The sequence below is a fragment of the Micromonospora ferruginea genome, from assembly GCF_013694245.2.
GTDB lineage: Bacteria > Actinomycetota > Actinomycetes > Mycobacteriales > Micromonosporaceae > Micromonospora > Micromonospora robiginosa.
Map to the genome: position 1 here is coordinate 6,160,022 of NZ_CP059322.2, position 18,708 is coordinate 6,178,729.

Genomic DNA, 18,708 nt, shown 5'->3' on the forward strand with positions numbered 1-18,708 from the left:
CGCGGCTCGTCCGCGCGGTGTCACCCGTAGCACGCGACGGATGTCGATCCGGTTGCGATCTTTTCGGTACGACATCCGACAGCGGCGTCAGCGGTACGCGTAGCGGTCCTCGTCGTTCTCGTGGTTCTGGTCCATCAGCGGATCGGCGTCGCTGCCGACCGGTGTCACCTCGGCGATGCCGGTGCCGCTGGCGCTGTTCGTGTTGCGCAGCCCGAGGCGGAACGTCCGTTGCGCGCCGGGGGCGAGCGGACCGAACCGGCAGACGATCGGTCCCTTCGGCGGCGCGCCGCCCGCACAGGCCGACCACTCGGCGCCGTCCGCGACCGTGCCCACCTGCATCCGCAGGTGCAGTTCGACCAGGCCGGCCGGCACCGCGCCGAGGTTCCGCACGGTGACCGCGATCGTCCCGGTCCGCGCGCCGTCCGCGTCCGGCGCGCTCCACGTCACGTCGCCGGCGGTGACCGTCAGATCGGTCAGGTGCGGGTTCGGTCCGAACGACGTGGGACCGTCCACCTGGGCGAAACGCGTGCCGGACCAGCGGTAGCCGCGCCACTGACGCTGCGACCAGTCCAGCGACCAGCCACCCCCGGGCGCGCGGTCCGCCATCTCCACCCGGACCGTGCCCCGCTCGGTGACCTGCGTGTCCAGCAACCACTCGGGCGCCGTCCTCGCGGACCGGGCGACCTGGCCGAGCACCACGATCCGGCCGTCGGCGTCCCGGTCGAGCGCCACCACCTGGGACGGTCCCTGCTGGAAGATCTGGCAGCGGAGCAGGGCGACCGTCTCGTCCGCGCCGTCGCCGTCCACGTCGCCGTGGGTGAGTTCCTCCACCAGCACGTCGCCCTCCTTGCGGTAGTCGGCGGCGATCCGGGTCGGCCCGGCCGCGCAGACCGGCCCCGGCGCCCACGCCGGCAGGTCGATCCGGGCGGCCAGGAGCTGCGACCGGCTGATCCGCCCGTCCGGCACGGCCGCGCTCGGGCTGGCCGTGCTCGGCGACGGGGACGAGGTCGGCGACGGCGACGGCGACGTGCTCTCGGACGGGCTCGGGGTGGGGGTCTGCGCGGGGCGGGCGTCGGGGCGGGCCGCCGGTGCATGGCGGCGTTCGCGCCCACCGGGATCGCGACGGCGAGCACCACGGCCGCCGCGGTGACCACCACGGTCCGCCGGCGACGCCGCCGGACGGTCCGCCGGACCGCGGCCGTCCCGGCCGGGTGCACCACCGGTGCGTACGCCGCGCGGAACTCGGCGAACTCGCCGCCGACCAGGATGTCGTCGGGCTCAGTCATGGTGGTTCACCTCGTTCGTGGTGGTGAGCTTCGCCGCCAGCGCGGCCCGCCCTCGGTGCAGCCAGGACTTGACCGTGCCCTCCGGCACGTCCTCCTGCGCCGCGATCTGCGCGACGCTGAGATCGGCCAGGTAGTGCAGCACCACCGCGCGGCGCTGGACGGCCGGCAGCTCGGCCAGCGCCGCGGTCAACGCGACCCGGTCCGGCCCCGGCCCCGGCACGTGCTCCTCGCGTTGCCGGTGCAGCCACGCCTGGGCCGTCCGCAACCGCCGCCAGCGGCTGGTCGCCAGGTTCCAGGCCACCCGACGCACCCAGGCCACCGGGTCGTCGTAACGCGACACCTTGGACCAGCGCGCGAACGCCCGGCAGAACGCCTCCTGCACCAGGTCCTGCGCCTGGGCCAGGTCGCCGCAGTAGGCGGTGAGCTGGATGGTCAGGGACCGGAAATGGGCGTGGTAGAGACCGTCGAAGTCGACCGTCTCCGGCCCGTCCGGCCGCCTCACCGTCCGCTCGGGCGGCGGATCGTCGAGCCGCGGCTCCCTCGTCACCGTCATCTGGTCCTCCCCGTGAGCATGCCGCCGACGCGGTCACACCGGTCACACGTCCGGACGCCGGCCCGGGTTGCGCGGGTTGCCGGTCCGGGCGCTGTGGTTGACTGTCGGTTCAGGGACAGCGGAGGAGGCCCGAGGTGCAGTTGCCGGCCGTGCTCGGCGAGCCGATCCGGTTCGTGCTGAACTGGGGCCGCCGCTACTCGCTCTGGGTGTTCAACTTCGGCCTTGCCTGCTGCGCCATCGAGTTCATCGCGACCAGCATGGGCCGGCACGACTTCATGCGGCTCGGCGTGATCCCGTTCGCGCACGGCCCCCGGCAGGCCGACCTCATGGTGGTCAGCGGCACGGTCACCGACAAGATGGCCCCGGCGGTCAAGCGGCTCTACGACCAGATGCCCGAACCGAAGTACGTGATCTCGTTCGGCGCCTGCTCCAACTGCGGCGGCCCGTACTGGGATTCCTACTCGGTGACCAAGGGCGTCGACCAGCTCATCCCGGTCGACGTCTACGTGCCCGGCTGCCCGCCCCGGCCGGAGGCGCTGCTGCACGGCATCCTCCGCCTCCAGGAGAAGATCGCCGCCGAGCAGTCCGGTGTCGGCGGCGTGCCCCGCCCGGACCAGCTCGCCTCCCCGGCGGACGTGGTTCCCCGCCCGGTGGAGGCGTTGACCGCGCCCCCGGTGCGTCCACCGGCCGGCTGAGCCCGACCGGGCGGACCGTGGCGCTCGTCACGCCGGCCTCGGCCGATTGTATGATCTTGAATGTCGACCGTTGTCGCTAGATTGCCGAGCATGACATCGTTACGGGCTGCGGGGGCCGTCCTCCTGGCGGCGCTCGTCACCCTTTCCCTGACCGGTGCTCCGGCAGCCGCTGACACCTTCGGCTACACCGGGCTCGTCACCGACCCCGACGGCGCGCCCGTCGCGAACGCCTGTTTCGCCCTGCACACCTCGGCGACCGAGGTGGCCGCCGAATACTGCTCGGACGCGCAGGGCCGGTACACCATCCCCGGTCCCGGGGACGACTCCGGCTACAAGATCCGGATGCACGCCGACGGCTTCCGCACCGAGTGGTGGTACCGCGCCCCGGACTACCTCAACGCGGACCGCGTCGGCCTGCCCGCGTACGACCTCATCGAGCGGGACGTCACCCTCGGGCGTGGCTCGGGCGGCGTGACCGGTCGGATCACCGACGAGAACGGCGCACCGTCCGACGCCACCGTCCGGATCTACGGGGAGGACTCGAACTACGAGGCCTTCGCGTACACCTGGGACCTCGGCGACGGGCGCTACCGGATCGACAACGTGCCGCCCGGCCGTTACCGGATCTCCGTCTACGACAACGAGCGCGGCTTCCAGTGGGTGCCGGGGCAGGAGACCCAGGACACCGCCACCGTGTTCGACGTGGCTGACGGCGCCCCGCTCGTCGTGGACGAGCAACTGCTGCCACTCGGCCGGATCGAGGCCCGGGTGACCGACGCGGTGACCGGCAAGCCGGTGCCGCGTCCCTGCCTCTACGTCTACGGCGGGCGCGACGAGTTCGTCTGCGGCACGGACGGCGTGGTCCGGGTGACCGGCGTGCGGCCGGGCAGTTGGGAGACGGAGGTGACCGGTGGCGCCTCCTACTTCGCGGCGGACCCGAAGCCCACCATCGACGTGCGACGCGGCCAGGTCACCACGGTGGCGTACGCCCTGCGTCCCGGCGCGGCGTTCGCCACCATGGTCCGGGACGCGATGACGTCCGCCCCGGTCGCGGGCATCTGCGTGCACCTGGTCCAGCCGAAGTGGGGCGGGCAGTCCGCGCACATGTCGCAGTACTGCTCCGGCGCCGATGGCTACCTGGAGGCCGGACCGTTCGAGGCCAACGAGCTGGCCACCTGGCAGCTCTACGCCTACCAGGCGGACAACCCGTACGATCCGCCGGCACGCCGCTACGGCGACCAGTGGGTCACCGCCAACGGCGGCAGTGGCGACCAGCGCAACGCGCTGGCGGTGACGCTGCATGCCGGGAAGACCACCACCCTGCCCGCCGTCCGGATGGACCAGCCGGGCACGATCACCGGGACGGTCCGCAACGCCGCCGGCGCGGTGGTCCCGGGGATCTGCGCCTACCCGTTCGCCTTCCATCCCGGCCAGGGCAACATCTTCGGGAAGAACTGTACCGACGCGGCGGGCCGGTATGTGCTCGACGACCTGGGCCCCTACCGCTGGCCGGTCGAGTTCGCGCCGGCCGCCAACACCGGATACGCGTGGCAGTGGTCCGGCAACGTCGCCGACCGGTTCGCCGCCACCTACACAAAGGTCACGGCCGGGCGCAGCGCCACCGTCGACGCCAAGCTGGTCGCCGGTGGCGTCCTGGCCGGCAAGGTGACCGACCCGGCGGACCCGGATGCAGCCGGCTACGTCTGGACGTACAACGCGCGTACCGGCGACATCGCCAGCGCCTCCTACGGGTACTTCGACCGTGGCACCGGTGGGGCGTTCACCGTCAAGGGGCACCGCACCCAGGACGTCTACGTCCAGTACTGGGTGAACAAGGACTGCTGGTACGGCAGCCCGAACGCCAACACCGTCCGGATCAAGGCTGGTGCGACCACCACGGTCGCGATGAACACCACGAGTACCTGCGGGAGCCCGCCCGCCGGGGTGAACCGGGCCCGCAGCGCGCCGCTCGGCGCTCACACCGGCCGCTGACCTCGCGCTCATGAGCCGAGTGGCCGGTCCGGCGGATAATCCCGTCGGACCGGCCGCTCCGGTCGATCCGCGAGGCGGCGTCGCGACTGGCGCCCGGCGGCTAGCCTGCGGACCATGACCGACTCCGCGGAGAAGCGTTCCGCCAACATCGTCGACGTGCTGACCGAGGAGTTCGGCGCGTCCATGGCGATCGACCCGGCGGCGTTCCGCCGGAAGTTCCGCAAGATGGCCGCCTCACCGTTCGCCTTCTACCGGGGCAGCGCCTCGCTCTTCTACGCCGACCAGCGCGGCGACTTCACCAGCGACCGCTACCTCGACGACCGGACCAGCCGGGTGTGGATCCACGGGGACCTGCACGCGGAGAACTTCGGCACCTACATGAACGCCTCCGGCCGGCTGGTGTTCAACGTCAACGACTTCGACGAGGCGTACGTCGGGCCGTTCACCTGGGATTTGAAGCGCCTCGCCGCCTCCGTCGCCCTGCTCGGCTACGCCAAGGCGCTCTCCGACCGGGTGATCGGCGAGCTGGTGACCGGCTTCGCCCGGTCCTACCTGACCGAGCTGCGGGCCATCGCGGCCGGCGGGGACGACGCGATCGGCTCGATCACGCTGGAGAACGCCGACGGCGTGCTGCGCCGGGTGCTCCAGCAGGCGCGGTTGAGCACCCGGGTGGACCTGCTGGCCGCCCAGACCACGGTCGACAACTACGAGCGCCGGTTCTCGCTGGGCGACGGCGTGCACGAGATCGACGCCGCCACCCGGGAGCGGGTGTGCGCCGCGTTCGGCGACTACCTGCACACGCTGCCGGAGTCGAGCGCCCGGCTGCGCCCGGTGGCGACCACCATCAAGGACGTGGTGCTGCGCAAGGGCGTCGGCATCGGCTCGGCCGGGCTGCCGTCCTACAACCTCCTGCTGGAGGGGCACACCGAGGCGTTGGAGAACGACGTCGTCATCTACATGAAGCAGGCCCAGGTGCCGGCGGTGGCGCGGCACATCGACGACGAGCAGGTCCGGTCGTACTTCCGGCATCAGGGGCACCGCACCGCGGAGTCGCAGCGGGCGTTGCAGGCGCACGCCGACCCGTGGCTGGGCTTCACCGAGCTGGACGGTGTCGGCCAGCTCGTCGCCGAGGTCTCGCCATACGCGGCGGACCTCGACTGGGCCGACGTGAACGAGCCCGAGGAGCTGGCCGGGGTGCTGGCCGACCTGGGTCGGGCGGTGGCCCGGATGCACTCGGTGGCCGACGACGAGTCCAGCCACGACCTGGTCGACTACTCGACCGAGGAGTCGATCGTCGCGGCGGTGGACGCCGACGCCGAGGGGTTCACCGACTACCTGGTCGACTTCGCCCACCGGTACGGCATCCGCGCCCGGGAGGACCACCAGCTCTTCGTGGACCTGTTCCGCAACGGCCGGCTGCCCGGCATCTGAGCCGGCTCACCGGGCGAAGTCCAGCACCACCTTGATGTCGTCGCCGGTCGACGCGTACGCCTCGCGGTAGGCGGAGACCGGCACCCGTCGGGTGATCAGCGAGTTCAGCCAGGACCGGTCGGCGCGGGCGAGCGCCTCGCCGGCCAGCTCCCAGTGCCGGCGGCCGGCGTTGACGGAGCCGAACACCACGTTGTTCTCCAGCACCAGTTCCCGGTTGAGCGCGCCGGCGTCGAAGTTGATGGTCCGGCCGCCGCTGGAAACGCCGGTGAGGCAGACGATGCCGTTCGGGGCGGCCTTGCACATGGCGTCCAGCACCACCGGCGGCGCGCCCGTGCACTCGACCACCACGTCCGGTTCGAGGTCCAGCTCGGCCACGGTCGAGGTGTGGTAGGTCGCCCCGAGCGCGCGGACCAGGTCCGGTTTCGGGCCGGTGGTGTTGCGGTCCAGCACGTGCACGGACAGCTCGCGCTGGCTGGCCAGCAGCGCGGCGAGCAGCCCGATCGGCCCGGCGCCGGTGATCAGCGCGGTCTTCGGCTTCCACTCGGCGCGGCGGCCGATCCGCTCGATGTGGTCCCACGCCTTGGCCACCACGCTGGTCGGCTCCAGCAGCATGCCCACCGACTCGAGCGCCGGGTCGAGGCCGACGGCGAACTTGGGTTGCACCCGCCAGCGGTCCCGGGCGAAGCCGTTCAACCCCTTGATGCCGTGCTCGGTGTACTGCCCGTTGCGGCACATGTCCCACTCGTCCATCGCGCAGTTCGCGCAGGGCACCGGGTCGGGATGGCGGACCACGCCGGCGACCAGGTCGCCGGGGTGCAACGTGCCGGTCGGGTCCTCCAGCACCCGGCCCAGCGACTCGTGGCCGAGCACCAGCCGTTCCTGGCCGGGCGGCGCGTCGCCGTACTCCCCGGCGATGATCTCCTGGTCGGTGCCGCAGACGCCGACCGCCAGCGCCTCGACCAGGATCGCGCCCTCCTCGGGCGCCGGGTCCGGCCAGTCCTCGGTAAGTCGGAGCGAGTCGGGGACACCGGGGGTCACAGTCACAGCGCGCACGAGCCTCATCTTTCCCCGCCGGCCGCCCACCCGCCCGGCAAAGCGACGATCCGGGCCCGGACGGCCCGACCCGGGCGGAAGCCGTCGGCCATAGGATCAGCGCATGACTCCGGAAGAGGTCGGCCGGCGGGTGGTCGAGCTGCTCGCGCCCGTCGAGGCCACCGCGTCGGTCTCCGGCGGTCAGGGGTACGCCCGCGCCACCGTCGACGTACCGCCGGCGAGCTGGGCGGACGCGGTGCGCGCGGCACGCGACGACGCCGGGCTGGGCTGTGACTTCCTCGACTGGCTGTCGGCGGTGGACGAGCTGGCCGACGGCTTCGACGTGGTCGCGCACCTCTGGTCGGTCCGGCACCGGCACGGGCTGCTGCTGCGCACCCGGATCCCCCGGGACGCGCCTGTCGTCGCGTCCGTGGTCGACGTCTTCCCGGGCGCGGCGTGGCACGAGCGGGAGACCCACGAGATGTTCGGCATCGACTTCGCCGGCCACGGCGAGCTGCGGCCGCTGCTGCTGCCGCCGGAGTTCGAGGGGCATCCGCTGCGCAAGGAGTTCGTGCTGGCCTCCCGGGTGGCGAAGCCGTGGCCGGGCGCGAAGGAGCCGGGCGAGTCGGAGGCGGGCGGCGGTCGCCGGCCGATCCGGCCGCCGGGCGTGCCCGCGCCGGGGGAGTGGGGGACGACGCCCACGCCGGCCGGCGCGGCCGGCGTCGGTGAGGGCCCCCGCGGGGGTACGCCGGCCCGCCCGGCCCGCGAACGCCCGGCGCGGCCGGCCCCGGGTGAGCGCCCGGCGCGGCCGGGTCCCGATGATCGTCCGATCCCGGCTGCGTCCCGGCCGACCGGTCCGGCCCGCCGGGAACCCGCCCCGCCGCCGCCGGAACCCGGCCCGCTCGGGCGCCCGGTGCCCGGCGAGCGGCCGACCGGCCCGGCGCGGCAGGAGCCGGCGGCCGACCCGGCCGGGCCGGAGCCCGGTGGCGCGGCCGAAGCGGGGGAGAGCTGATGCCGGACTGGTTGGAGCTGGTCCTGCGGGTGGCCGGCGTGCTCGTCGCGTTCCTCACCCTGCCGCTGATCGTGGGCCAGGCCGAACACAAGGTGATGGCCCACATGCAGGGCCGGCTGGGCCCGATGTACGCGGGTGGCTTCCACGGCTGGGCGCAGCTCGTGGCCGACGGGGTGAAGTTCGTGCAGAAGGAGGACGTCACCCCGCGCGAGGCGGACCGGCAGGTGTTCCGGCTGGCCCCGGCCGTGGCGCTGGTGCCCTATCTGCTGGTGCTGCTGGTCATCCCGCTCGGGCCGGGTGACCTGGTCGCCCAGCCGCTCGACATCGGCCTGTTCTTCGTGCTCGCCGTGGTGGGCGTGGGGGTGCTGGCGGTGCTCATGTCGGCGTGGGCGTCGGCCAACAAGTACAGCCTGCTCGGTGGGCTGCGCGGCGCGGCCCAGCTCCTCGGGTACGAGCTGCCGCTGGTGCTGGCCGCCGCCTCGGTGGCGATGGCGGCGGGCACGCTCAGCCTGAGCGGGATCGTCGAGGCGTGGCGGCCGTGGTGGCTGCTCTGGCAGGCGCCGGCCATGGTCATCTTCTTCGTGGCCGGGCTGGCCGAGATCCGCCGCCCGCCGTTCGACATGCCGATCGCCGACTCCGAGCTGGTGTTCGGCTACATGACCGAGTACACCGGCCTGCGGTTCGCGTTCTTCCTGCTCGCCGAGTACGTCGGCATCGTGGTGATCGCGGCGCTGACCACGGTGCTCTTCCTCGGCGGCTGGCAGGGCCCGTTCGCCGACGCCCAGCTCGGCTGGCTGTGGACGCTGCTCAAGGTGTTCGCCGTGGCCTTCGTGATCATCTGGCTGCGGGTGAGCTATCCCCGGCTGCGCGAGGACCAGCTCCAGCGCCTCTGCTGGCTGGTGCTGGTGCCGCTCGCCCTCGCCCAGCTAGTGCTCACCGTGGCGGTTCGGTTGGCGATGTAAGGCGGGGCCCCCGCTTAACGTTTGCGGTAGAGGAAGGGGCCCCGCCTAACACCTCGTCTCAGCGCAGCGGCGTGTGCTGCGGATCCACGCGCTCGTCGGGGGCCGGGGGCGGGGGCGGGGTGCCGTCGCCGAAGGGGCGACCGCCCAACTCCTCCCGGCCGTGCGGGGTGAGCCAGTTCGCCAGGTCGGGGCCGAGCGGCACGACGCCGGTCGGGTTGATGTCCCGGTGGACCTCGTAGTAGTGCCGCTTGATGTGGTCGAAGTCGATCGTGTCGCCGAAGCCCGGCGTCTGGAACAGGTCCCGGGCGTACGCCCACAGCACCGGCATCTCGCTCAGCTTCTGGCGGTTGCACTTGAAGTGCCCGTGGTAGACCGGGTCGAAGCGGGCCAGCGTGGTGAACAGCCGCACGTCCGCCTCGGTGATCGTGTCGCCGACCAGGTACCGCTGCCCGGCCAACCGCTCGCTCAACCAGTCCAGCCGGTCGAAGAGCCGGTGGTACGCCTTGTCGTACGCCTCCTGGCTGCCGGCGAACCCGCACCGGTAGACGCCGTTGTTGACGTCGGCGAAGACCACCGCGTTGACCTCGTCGATCTCGCCGCGCAGCCGCTCCGGGTAGAGCTCCGGCGCGCCCGGCCGGTGGTGGGTCGTCCACTCGGTCGACAGGTCCAGGCTCATCTGCGCGTAGTCGTTGGTCACCACCTGGCCGGTGGGCACGTCCACCAGCGCCGGCACGGTGATGCCCCGCTCGTAGCCGGGGAAGCGGGCGAAGTAGGCGTCGGCGAGCCGCTCGATGCCCAGCACCGGGTCCTTGCCGCCCGGGTCCAGGTCGAACGTCCAGCTCCGCTTGTCGTGGGTGGGACCGGCCACCGCCTGCGAGATGGCGTCCTCCAGCCCGAGCAGCCGGCGTACGATGATCAGCCGGTTCGCCCAGGGGCAGGCCCGGCTGACCGCGAGCCGGTAGCGGCCGGGCTCCACCGGCCAGCCGTCCCGCGCGTCCGCGGTGATCCGGGTGGCGATGTAGCGCTGGTCCCGGGTGAACTCGCCACCGGGTTCCACGTACTTGCCGCCGGTCCGGTCGAGGACCTCGTCGTCGCTGCCGCCCACGCCCACCTCCCGAGTCGGGTTCCGATCCCATCATGGTCGCTCCGGCCGCTCCCGGCAGGCCGAGCGGCGCAGAGGGCGCGCGGCGGAGGGCATAGGCTGCCGGCCGTGACCGATGTGGAGGCGGCGGCCCGACGCTTCGTCGCTGACGTGTGGAACGCGGGCCGCGAGGAGAGCGTGTACGAGCTGGTGGCCCCGGAGTGCCCCGGGCTGGGTGGCGCCGGGCCGGAGGCGGTGCTGGCCTGGCACCGGGACCGGCGGGCGTCGTTCCCCGACCTGCGCTACAAGATCGTCGAGGTGGTGGCCGGCGGCGGGCGGGTGGCGGTGCGCTGGCGGGCCGCCGGCACCCAGGCGGGGCAGTTCGGGCCGGTGCCGCCGACCGGCCGGGTGGTCAGCTATTCCGGGGCGTCGTTCCTGCGCTTCGACGAGGCGGGCCGGATCGTCGACGTGTGGAGCGTCAACGAGCTGTTCCAGGTGCTCCAGCAGCTCGGCGTGCAGATGCTGCCCCCGCTCACACCCGGCGAGGCGTGATCCGGCTGATCGGGAGGTTGACCGGGAAGGGCTCGCCGGTGTCCACGAACTTGGTCCACCGGCCGGTCTCCGCGTAGATCTCGTGGACCGGATCGATCTTGTAGGTGTGGACGACCAAGCCCTCCTCCTCGATCTCGATCCGCCAGTAGAACGGGATCCCGGCCTGCGCGTAGAGCGCCGGCTTGAGCACGCGGTCGATGGACCGGGTGCTGGGCGAGACGATCTCCACGGCGAGCACCACCTCGTGTGGCTCGTACCGGGATGGCTCACGTGCGGCAGCGGCGGCGGTGGTGACCAGCACGTCCGGAATGAAGTAGCGGGTGCGGTTGATCCGCACCCCGACCGCCTGGGTCACGTCGTACCCGTCGGGGCAGTCGTCGTCGAGAGCCACCATGAGCAGGGCAGCGATGCTCTGGTGCATCCGGGTGGGGGAGGGGGACATGAGCAGCACTCCATCGAGCAGTTCGCGGCGGCGACCGTCCTCCGGCAGCGCGTCCAGATCGTCGGTCGTCCACTCGCGCTCCTGCGGGTGGTCGCTCTCCAGCGCGGCGGTCATCGGTGAGCCCTTCCCGGTGTGTCGTTCTCCCCGCGCTCACGATACCGCCGCCAAGAGTCGGGTGGTGGTCGCGCGCGCCCGGGGCACAGGGCAGGATGGGCGGCATGAGCGAGCACGGTGGAGTGCCCGGCGGCGGGCTGGTGAAGGGCCTGGCGGTCACGTTGAAGACGATGACCCGCCGCTCGACCACCCAGCAGTACCCGGACGTGGCACCCGAGCTGCCGCCCCGCTCCCGTGGCGTGATCGCGCTGCTGGAGGAGAACTGCACGGTCTGCATGCTGTGCGCCCGCGAGTGCCCGGACTGGTGCATCTACATCGACTCGCACAAGGAGGAGGTGGCGGTGCCCGGCGCCGCCCGCCCCCGCCAGCGCAACGTGCTCGACAAGTTCGACATCGACTTCTCGCTCTGCATGTACTGCGGCATCTGCATCGAGGTCTGCCCGTTCGACGCGCTCTACTGGTCGCCCGAGTTCGAGTACGCCGAGTACGACATCAAGAACCTGCTGCACGACAAGGACCACCTGGGCGAGTGGATGGGCACCGTACCGCCGCCGCCGGCGCACGACCCGCTCGGCGACCCCTCGAAGGAGGAGACCACCGCCGCCCGTAAGGCCGTGGCGCCCGCCGCCCGTCCGGCCCCGACCCGGGTACGCTCCGACGCCGCCGAGCCGGAGGAGGGCGCGGCCTCATGACCGGTGCGGACGTGCTGCTGCTCGCGCTCGGCGCGGTGGCGGTGGGCTCGGGCGCGCTGGTGGTGGCCACCCGCCACCTGGTGCGGGCCGGCCTGTGGCTGGTGGTCTGCCTGGGCGCGCTGGCCGGGAACTATCTGGTGCTCACCGCCGAGTTGGTGGCCTGGGTGCAGGTGTTGATCTACGTGGGCGCGGTGGTGGTGCTGCTGCTGTTCGCGGTGATGCTGACCCGCGCGCCGATCGGCCCGTCGGACGACCTGGACCGGCCGGGTTGGCCGGCCGCGCTGGTCGGCGCCGGCAGCGGCCTGGGCCTGGCCGTGCTGCTGGTCGACGCGTTCCGCCGGTCGCGGGTGGAGCTGCCCGCCGCGGGCACCGCCGAGCGCCTCGGCGAGCAGGTGTTCCGTTCCTGGGTGCTGCCGTTCGAGGTGCTGTCGGTGCTGCTGCTCGCCGCGCTGGTGGGCGCGATCGTGCTCTCCCGCCCCGACATCGGCCGTCCGGCCCCGGCCGCCGTCGACCCGGCCACGCCGGGAGCGGCGAGGACCGGGCCGGCCGGGGTGGGCGCCGACGAGGGCGGGCGCCGGTGAGGCCGGTCATCCCGTACGTCACCGCCGCGCTGCTGTTCGGCCTCGGCGTCTACGGCGTGCTGCGTCGCCGCAACGCGGTGCTGGTGCTGATGGCGGTGGAGTTGATGCTCAACGCGGTCAACCTGGTGCTGGTCACCGCGGACACCACGGTCCGGGCCGCGCTGCCGCACTCCGGTCAGGTGTTCGCGCTGTTCGTGATCGTGCTGGCCGCCGCCGAGATCGGCGTCGGGCTGGCCATCGTGCTTCAGCTCTACCGGCTGCGGGCCAGCGTCACGGTCGACGACGTCCCGCTGACCGAGCGTCCGCCGGCCGTCCGGGACGAGGTCGCCTCATGAGCACGTCGACGCTGTGGCTGGCGGCGGTGCTGCCGGGCGCGCCGCTGGTCGCCGGCCTGCTCGGGCTGCTGCTGCCGCCCGTCTCGCACGGTGACCGGGCGCCGGCCCGGAGGCTGGCGGTCGGGCTGGGCGTGGCCGGCGCGGCGGTGGCGCTGCTGGCCGCGCTGGCGCTGGTGCTCCGGGTGGACGGGCAGGTCGAGGCGGCCACCACCTGGGTGGAGATGGGCGGGTTGCGGGTCACGTTGGGCCTGCGGCTCGACGGGGTGGCCGTGCTGGTGGCCACCGCGGTCACCGTGGTGGCGCTGGCCGTGCAGGTCTACTCGACCGGTTACCTGCGTCGCGGCCCGCACGACGACGTGGACGTCGACCACCGCTACCCGCCGTACGCGGCCCAGCTCAGCCTCTTCACCGCGGCCATGCTGACCGTGGTGGTGTCCGGTGACCTGATCATGCTGCTGGTCGGCTGGGAGGTGATGGGCATCTGCTCGTATCTGCTCATCGCCCACGACCGGCGGCTGCCGGAGGCGCCCGGCGCGGCGGTGAAGGCGTTCCTGGTCACCCGCGTGGGTGACGTGGGTTTCCTGCTCGGCATCGCGCTGCTGGGGGTGGGCGCGGGCAGTTTCCGGATCGCCGACGTGCTGGCGCACGACTGGTCCACCGGCACGCTGACCGCCGCCTGCCTGCTGCTGCTGGCCGGGGTGGCCGGCAAGAGCGCCCAGTTCCCGCTGCACACCTGGCTGCCGGACGCGATGGCCGGCCCCACGCCGGTGTCCGCGCTGATCCACGCCGCGACCATGGTGGCCGCCGGCGTCTACGCGGTGGCCCGGCTGTTCCCGCTGTTCGCGCAGGCCCCGGCCGCGCTGGCGGTGCTCGGGGTGATGGCCGCGATCACCATCCTGCTGGGCGCGTTCGCGGCCACCGCGCAGGACGACATCAAGCGGGTGCTGGCCTGGTCGACGGTGTCCCAGATCGGCTACATGACCGGTGCGCTCGCGGTGGGCGCGCCCGCCGCCGCGCTGTTCCACCTGCTCACCCACGCCGCGTTCAAGGCGTTGCTGTTCCTCGCCGCGGGCGCGGTGATCCACGCGGTGGGCACCACGTTGATGTCCCGGATGGGTGGCCTGCGCGCCGGCATGCCGGTGACGTTCTGGTGCACGGTGGTGGGGCTCGGCGCGCTGGCCGGGGTGCCGCCGCTGTCCGGGTTCTGGAGCAAGGACGGCGTGCTCGCCGCCGCCGAGGCCACCGCGCTGGACGGTGCCGGCCCGACCGCGACCTGGGTGGGCTGGCTGGTCTGGCTGGCCGGGCTGCTCGGCGTGGCGGTCACCGCCTGGTACGCGACCCGCCTGCTGCTGCGCACGTTCTTCGGCGTGTCCCGCACGCCGCTGGTCCGCCCGCACGATCCGCCCGCGTCGCTGCGCTGGCCGGTGCTGCTGCTCGCGGTCCCGGCCGCGCTGCTCGGGCCGGCCGCGTTCGCGCCGTGGTTCGCCGACCGGCTGCGGGTGCCGGGCGGCGACACCGGCGAGGCGGTCGAGCTGGTCCACCTGGCGCCGAACCTGATCCTGCCGTTCCTGCTGCTCGCGGCCGGCGCGGGCGTGGCCTGGGCCGGCTGGCGTCGGGATCCGGCCGCCGACCCGGCCCGCTTCCTGGGTCCGCTGCGGCCGGTGTTCGCCCGGGCGTTCCGGCTCGACGACGTCCAGCACGCTCTCGTCGTACGCCCGGTCGGCGCGCTGGCGCGGGCCGTGCGGGCCGGCGACGAGCTGGGGGTGGACGGCCTGGTGGAGGGCGCCGGCCGGGCGGCGGTGGAGGCGGGCGACGGGCTGGCCGCGGCGCACCGGGCGGCGTTGCCGCGGGCCGCGGCCGGGGTGCTGGCCGGCGCGTTGCTGATCGGCCTGGCGGTCGCCCTGATCGGAGTCACCTCATGACGTTCGGGCAGGTCCTGTTGGTCGCGGTGGTCGCGGTGCCGGCGTTGGGCGCGGTCGCGACGGCCGCCGTGCCGGGTGACCGGGCCGGCCGGCTGGTCGGCACGGTGGCCGCCGCGTTGACACTGCTGGCGACGCTGCCGCTGGTCGGTGGCGAGCACGGCTGGTTCGGGTACGGTCCCCGGCCGGCGGTGCAGCCGTGGCACCAGCTCGACCTGACCTGGGTGCCGGGGCTGGACCTGCGCTTCCACCTCGGGGTGGACGGCATCTCCTGGCCGCTGGTGGTGCTGACCGCGCTGCTCACGTTGCTGTGCTGCGGCTACACGCTGTGGCGGGTGCCGGGTGGTGGCGGCGGCCGGGCGCTGGTGGCGTTGCTGCTGGTGGTCGAGGTGGGCATCCTCGGCACGTTCCTGGCGCTCGACCTGGTGTTGTTCTTCCTGTTCTTCGAGGTCGTCCTGCTGCCGATGTACGCGATCATCGCCGGCTGGGGCGGGGCGGACCGGCGGCGGGCGGCCCGCAAGTTCGCGCTCTACACGCTGTTCGGCTCGGTGCTGCTGCTGGTCGGCGTCTACGTGGTGGTGGCCGCCGCGGGCACCGCCGACCTGGTCACGCTGACCGGCGGCGCCGGCCTGTCCCGCGACACGCAGCTCGCCGCGTTCACGCTGCTGGCGTTGGCGTTCGCGGTGAAGAGCCCGCTGTGGCCGCTGCACTCGTGGCTGCCCGACGCGCACACCCAGGCGCCCACCGTGGGCAGCGTGATCCTCGCCGGGGTGCTGCTCAAGATGGGCACGTACGGGCTGATCCGGGTGGCCGTGGGGGTGGCGCCGGAGGGGGCCCGCTGGGCGTCGCCGGTGCTCGGCGCGCTCGCCGTCGCGGCGATCCTGATCGGCGGCCTGGTCTGCCTGGCTCAGCGCGAGCTGAAGCGGCTGATCGCCTACTCCAGCGTCGGGCACATGGGCTTCGTGCTGCTCGGGGTGGCCACGCTCACCGCCACCGGCCTCCAGGCGGCGTTGATCGGCAACATCGCCCACGGGGTGATCACCGGACTGATGTTCTTCCTGGCCGGGGCGATCAAGGACCGGACGCACACCGGTTCGCTGGCCGAGCTGTCCGGGTTGCGGGAGACCGCGCCCCGGCTGGCCGGGCTGCTCGGCTTCGCGGCGGTGGCCTCGCTGGGGCTGCCCGGCCTGGCCGGGTTCTGGGGTGAGGCGTTCGCGGTGGTGGCCGCCGTGCGGCGGGGCGGCCCGCTGTGGTTGACGCTGGCCGTGCTGGCGGCGCTGGGCGGGGCGCTGACCGCCGCGTACCTGCTGCGGTTGTTGCGCCGGGTCAGCCACGGCCGGCCCAGCGCGGCGGTGGCGCCGCTCGGGCCGGGGCTGGCCGGGGCGGAGCTGACCGCCTGGGCGCCGCTGGTGGTGCTCGCGCTCGCGGTCGGCCTGGCGCCGGCGCTGGTCCTGTCCTACGCCTCCGGCCCGGTGGAGGCCCTGCTGGGGGTCGTGCCATGAGTCTGGTGCAGCATGTCGACAACGTGGCGCTGCTGCCGGGTTACCTGGCCGCCGGCACGGCCGTGCTGGTGCTCCTGGTCGACCTGCTGGTGGCCCGCCGGGCGGTGACGGTGGCGGTGGCGGCGCTCGGCGCGGCCGGCACCGCGGCCGGCGCGGCACTGGTCGGGGCGGCCGGTGAGCGGCGCACGTTCTGCGTGGGCGCGGACTGCTCCTGGGTGTGGGGCGGCCGGGCGGCCCTGGTGGCGGCGGTGATCGCGCTGCTGACGCTCGGCGTGCTGGTGATCTCCGGGCCGCTGCTGCGGGCCGGGCGCACCCCGGCCGGCGAATACTGCTTCCTGCTCGCCTGCGCGATGACCGGCGGTGTGGTGCTCGGCGCGGCCGGCGACCTGATCACCCTGCTGGTGGCGTTGGAGACGTTGACGCTGCCGCTCTACGTGCTGGTCGGGCTGCGCCGCGCCAGCCTGGCCGGCGCCGAGGCGGCGGTGACGTTCTTCGTGGTCAGCGTGGTCGCCACCACGGTGACGCTGCTCGGCGCGGCGCTGCTCTACGCGGTCGCCGGCAGCCTGCACCTGGACCGGCTGGGCGACACCCTGGCCGCCCGGGACGACCTGCGCGACCTGCCGCTGACCACGGTCGCGGTGGCGTTGGTGGTGGCCGGGCTGGCGTTCAAGGTGGCCGCGGTGCCGTTCCACGCCTGGGCGCCGGCCACCTACGACGGCGCGCCGCTGCCGGTGGCCGCCTACCTGTCGACCGCCTCGAAGCTGGGCGGCGTGGTGGCGTTGCTGGCGGTGGTGCAGCGGGCGCTGCCGCCGGGCGTGACCGGTCCGGTGCTGGCCCTGCTGGCCGCGCTGACCATGACCGTGGGCAACCTGGTGGCGCTGCGCCAGCGGCGTACCGTCCGGTTGCTGGCCTGGTCGTCGGTGGCCCAGGCGGGTTACATCCTGGCCCCGCTCGGCGCGTTGGCGCTGGCGGCGGGGCGCACCGCCGACGCGCGCGACGGCGCGTACGCGGCGGCCGTCGCGTACGCCGTGTTCTTCGTGCTACTGGAGCTGGCCGCGTTCGCCGCGGTGGTGGCGTTGCGGCCGGCGGACGGCGACGGCGGCACGCTCGCCGACCTGCGCGGCGCGGCCCGGCGGCACCCGTGGGTGGGTGGTGCGTTCGCGCTGGCGCTGATCGGGCTGGCCGGCCTGCCGCCGGGGCTGGCCGGGCTGTTCGCCAAGGTGACCGTGGTCCGGTCGCTGCTGGCCGGGCACGCCGGCTGGCTGGCCCTGGTGGTGGCGTTGAACGCGGTGCTCGGCCTGGCCTACTACCTGCGGGTGGCCGCGTCGCTCTACGCGCCGGCCGGCGGTGGCGCGGTCCGGCCGGCCCGTGCCGTGGCGTGGACGCTCGGGGTGGCCACGGTGGCGGCCGTGGTGATCGGTTTCGCACCGCAGCTCGTGCTGGACGTGGCGGCGCGCTGACCGCTTCGTGCCCGGTTGGGCGGGTGGTTCAGCGGGTGCACAGGATTCCCCAGCCAACTTTCAGCCATGAGCCGGATGGTTGACGGGTACCGGTGTGTTGAACCGGTCAGCGGGACACCCGCACGGGCCCGCGCACCGAAGGAGCGATCGATCGTGCATCACAACCGTCTCAAGACCGCAGCGCTGCTCGGCCTGTTGACCTCGCTGATCCTCGCGGTCGGCTACTGGTTCGGCGGTAGCGGTGGTCTCGTCATCGCCGTGGTCGTCTCGTTGCTGATGAACGGCGTCACCTACTTCTTCTCCGACAAGCTCGCGTTGCGCTCGATGAAGGCGCAACCGGTCAGCGAGGCACAGTTCCCCGAGCTGTACCGGATGGTGCGGGAGCTGTCGACGCAGGCCGGCAAGCCGATGCCCCGGCTCTACGTGAGCCCCACGTCGCAGCCGAACGCGTTCGCCACCGGGCGTAACCCGGAGCACGCGGCGGTCTGCGTCACCCAGGGCATCGTGGAAATCCTCGACTACCGGGAGCTGCGCGGCGTGATGGGGCACGAGCTGTCCCACGTCTACAACCGGGACATCCTGATCTCCAGCGTGGCGGCCGGCCTGGCCGGCATCATCACGATGCTGGCCAACCTGGCCTGGTTCATCCCGCTGGGCTCGTCCGACGACGAGGACGGCCCGAACCCGGCGGTGCTGCTGCTCACCCTGATCCTCGGCCCGATCGCGGCCACGGTGATCCAGTTGGCGATCAGCCGGAGCCGGGAATACCAGGCCGACGCGTCCGGCGCCGAGCTGAGCCGCGACCCGCTGGCCCTGGCCAGCGCCCTGAAGAAGATCCACATGGGTACGCAGGCGCGTCCGCTGGCTCCGCAGGGCCAGCTCGCCAGCACCGCCCACCTGATGATCGACAACCCGTTCAAGCGGGGCGGCGGCATCGCCGCGATGTTCGCCACCCACCCGCCGATGGAGCAGCGGGTGGCCCGGCTGGAGCAGATGGCCCGTAACTCCGGGCCGGTGCAGTTCCAGCGCTGACCCGACCGCCCGGCTCCGCCCGCGTCCGCTCCGGA

The 18,708-nt window shown here is 73.4% G+C and carries 17 protein-coding genes and 1 pseudogene; 13 read left to right on the plus strand and 5 right to left on the minus strand.

Annotated elements, in window-relative coordinates; translation table 11 throughout:
* Positions 1-87 precede the first annotated feature (87 nt).
* Together H1D33_RS27715 and H1D33_RS27720 are read right to left on the minus strand one after the other, a co-directional pair.
* The gene (locus H1D33_RS27715) at positions 88-966 is read right to left on the minus strand and encodes a hypothetical protein (protein ID WP_181570383.1); all 879 of its coding nucleotides are present in this window, start codon (positions 964-966) and stop codon (positions 88-90) included.
* Positions 967-1,278: 312 nt separating this feature from the next.
* Positions 1,279-1,839 (minus strand): SigE family RNA polymerase sigma factor, encoded by a 561-nt coding sequence (locus H1D33_RS27720; protein WP_181570382.1) that lies wholly within the window; start codon positions 1,837-1,839, stop codon positions 1,279-1,281.
* 134 nt (positions 1,840-1,973) lie between these two features.
* Here H1D33_RS27720 and H1D33_RS27725 point away from each other — a divergent pair, with 134 nt between their 5' ends.
* From H1D33_RS27725 to H1D33_RS27735, 3 genes are all read left to right on the plus strand, one after another.
* Positions 1,974-2,534, plus strand: coding sequence for an NADH-quinone oxidoreductase subunit B (locus H1D33_RS27725; protein WP_181570381.1), 561 nt, complete (start codon positions 1,974-1,976; stop codon positions 2,532-2,534).
* Between the two features lie 90 nt (positions 2,535-2,624).
* Positions 2,625-4,526: a carboxypeptidase-like regulatory domain-containing protein gene (locus tag H1D33_RS27730; protein ID WP_181570380.1), complete on the plus strand. Its 1,902-nt coding sequence runs from the start codon at positions 2,625-2,627 to the stop codon at positions 4,524-4,526.
* Positions 4,527-4,640: 114 nt separating this feature from the next.
* Entirely contained in the window at positions 4,641-5,957 is a 1,317-nt protein-coding gene (locus H1D33_RS27735) for a DUF2252 domain-containing protein (protein ID WP_181570379.1), read from the plus strand.
* 6 nt (positions 5,958-5,963) lie between these two features.
* Here the strand turns inward: H1D33_RS27735 and H1D33_RS27740 are convergent, their stop codons facing one another.
* On the minus strand, positions 5,964-7,010 hold the full coding sequence (locus H1D33_RS27740; RefSeq protein ID WP_181570378.1) for a glucose 1-dehydrogenase: 1,047 nt from the start codon (positions 7,008-7,010) through the stop codon (positions 5,964-5,966).
* Positions 7,011-7,113: 103 nt separating this feature from the next.
* Here H1D33_RS27740 and H1D33_RS27745 point away from each other — a divergent pair.
* Positions 7,114-7,761, plus strand: a pseudogene (locus tag H1D33_RS27745) (NADH-quinone oxidoreductase subunit C); the annotation flags it as partial.
* Between the two features lie 239 nt (positions 7,762-8,000).
* Positions 8,001-8,963, plus strand: a complete 963-nt coding sequence (locus H1D33_RS27750; RefSeq protein ID WP_181570376.1) for a complex I subunit 1/NuoH family protein — start codon at positions 8,001-8,003, stop codon at positions 8,961-8,963.
* Positions 8,964-9,021: 58 nt separating this feature from the next.
* Here the strand turns inward: H1D33_RS27750 and H1D33_RS27755 are convergent, their stop codons facing one another.
* On the minus strand, positions 9,022-10,068 hold the full coding sequence (locus H1D33_RS27755; protein WP_414685455.1) for a glutathione S-transferase family protein: 1,047 nt from the start codon (positions 10,066-10,068) through the stop codon (positions 9,022-9,024).
* Between the two features lie 105 nt (positions 10,069-10,173).
* On the opposite strand from H1D33_RS27755, the gene H1D33_RS27760 reads away from it, so the two are divergent.
* Positions 10,174-10,596 (plus strand): ester cyclase, encoded by a 423-nt coding sequence (locus H1D33_RS27760; RefSeq protein WP_181570374.1) that lies wholly within the window; start codon positions 10,174-10,176, stop codon positions 10,594-10,596.
* Here H1D33_RS27760 and H1D33_RS27765 read toward each other — a convergent pair.
* Entirely contained in the window at positions 10,577-11,152 is a 576-nt protein-coding gene (locus H1D33_RS27765) for a Uma2 family endonuclease (RefSeq protein WP_181570373.1), read from the minus strand. The genes H1D33_RS27760 and H1D33_RS27765 overlap by 20 nt on opposite strands.
* A gap of 104 nt (positions 11,153-11,256) precedes the next feature.
* Here H1D33_RS27765 and H1D33_RS27770 point away from each other — a divergent pair, with 104 nt between their 5' ends.
* The 7 genes from H1D33_RS27770 to htpX all read left to right on the plus strand — a co-directional run bounded on the left by H1D33_RS27770 (position 11,257) and on the right by htpX (position 18,673).
* Positions 11,257-11,844, plus strand: coding sequence for a NuoI/complex I 23 kDa subunit family protein (locus H1D33_RS27770; RefSeq protein ID WP_181570372.1), 588 nt, complete (start codon positions 11,257-11,259; stop codon positions 11,842-11,844).
* Entirely contained in the window at positions 11,841-12,425 is a 585-nt protein-coding gene (locus H1D33_RS27775; protein WP_246411826.1) for an NADH-quinone oxidoreductase subunit J family protein, read from the plus strand. The genes H1D33_RS27770 and H1D33_RS27775 overlap by 4 nt, the downstream gene beginning before the upstream one ends.
* Entirely contained in the window at positions 12,422-12,760 is a 339-nt protein-coding gene (nuoK, locus tag H1D33_RS27780; RefSeq protein WP_181570371.1) for an NADH-quinone oxidoreductase subunit NuoK, read from the plus strand. The genes H1D33_RS27775 and nuoK overlap by 4 nt, the downstream gene beginning before the upstream one ends.
* The gene (locus H1D33_RS27785; RefSeq protein ID WP_181570370.1) at positions 12,757-14,682 is read left to right on the plus strand and encodes an NADH-quinone oxidoreductase subunit 5 family protein; all 1,926 of its coding nucleotides are present in this window, start codon (positions 12,757-12,759) and stop codon (positions 14,680-14,682) included. Before nuoK ends, H1D33_RS27785 begins: the two co-directional genes overlap by 4 nt.
* Positions 14,679-16,181 carry a complex I subunit 4 family protein gene (locus tag H1D33_RS27790; RefSeq protein WP_181570369.1) on the plus strand — a complete coding sequence of 501 codons (1,503 nt, stop codon included), beginning with the start codon at positions 14,679-14,681 and terminating at the stop codon, positions 16,179-16,181. Before H1D33_RS27785 ends, H1D33_RS27790 begins: the two co-directional genes overlap by 4 nt.
* Positions 16,178-17,641 carry an NADH-quinone oxidoreductase subunit N gene (locus H1D33_RS27795; RefSeq protein WP_181570368.1) on the plus strand — a complete coding sequence of 488 codons (1,464 nt, stop codon included), beginning with the start codon at positions 16,178-16,180 and terminating at the stop codon, positions 17,639-17,641. Before H1D33_RS27790 ends, H1D33_RS27795 begins: the two co-directional genes overlap by 4 nt.
* A gap of 153 nt (positions 17,642-17,794) precedes the next feature.
* Positions 17,795-18,673, plus strand: coding sequence for a zinc metalloprotease HtpX (gene htpX, locus H1D33_RS27800; protein WP_181570367.1), 879 nt, complete (start codon positions 17,795-17,797; stop codon positions 18,671-18,673).
* The last annotated feature ends 35 nt before the right edge of the window (positions 18,674-18,708 follow it).

Coding starts and splice junctions, on each gene's coding strand:
- H1D33_RS27750 (WP_181570376.1), top strand. CDS start 8,001: ATGCCGGACTGGTTGGAGCTGGTCCTGCGGGTGGCCGGCGTGCTCGTC.
- H1D33_RS27785 (WP_181570370.1), top strand. CDS start 12,757: ATGAGCACGTCGACGCTGTGGCTGGCGGCGGTGCTGCCGGGCGCGCCG.
- H1D33_RS27775 (WP_246411826.1), top strand. CDS start 11,841: ATGACCGGTGCGGACGTGCTGCTGCTCGCGCTCGGCGCGGTGGCGGTG.
- H1D33_RS27770 (WP_181570372.1), top strand. CDS start 11,257: ATGAGCGAGCACGGTGGAGTGCCCGGCGGCGGGCTGGTGAAGGGCCTG.
- H1D33_RS27765 (WP_181570373.1), bottom strand. CDS start 11,152: ATGACCGCCGCGCTGGAGAGCGACCACCCGCAGGAGCGCGAGTGGACG.
- H1D33_RS27730 (WP_181570380.1), top strand. CDS start 2,625: ATGACATCGTTACGGGCTGCGGGGGCCGTCCTCCTGGCGGCGCTCGTC.
- H1D33_RS27720 (WP_181570382.1), bottom strand. CDS start 1,839: ATGACGGTGACGAGGGAGCCGCGGCTCGACGATCCGCCGCCCGAGCGG.
- H1D33_RS27735 (WP_181570379.1), top strand. CDS start 4,641: ATGACCGACTCCGCGGAGAAGCGTTCCGCCAACATCGTCGACGTGCTG.
- H1D33_RS27790 (WP_181570369.1), top strand. CDS start 14,679: ATGACGTTCGGGCAGGTCCTGTTGGTCGCGGTGGTCGCGGTGCCGGCG.
- H1D33_RS27795 (WP_181570368.1), top strand. CDS start 16,178: ATGAGTCTGGTGCAGCATGTCGACAACGTGGCGCTGCTGCCGGGTTAC.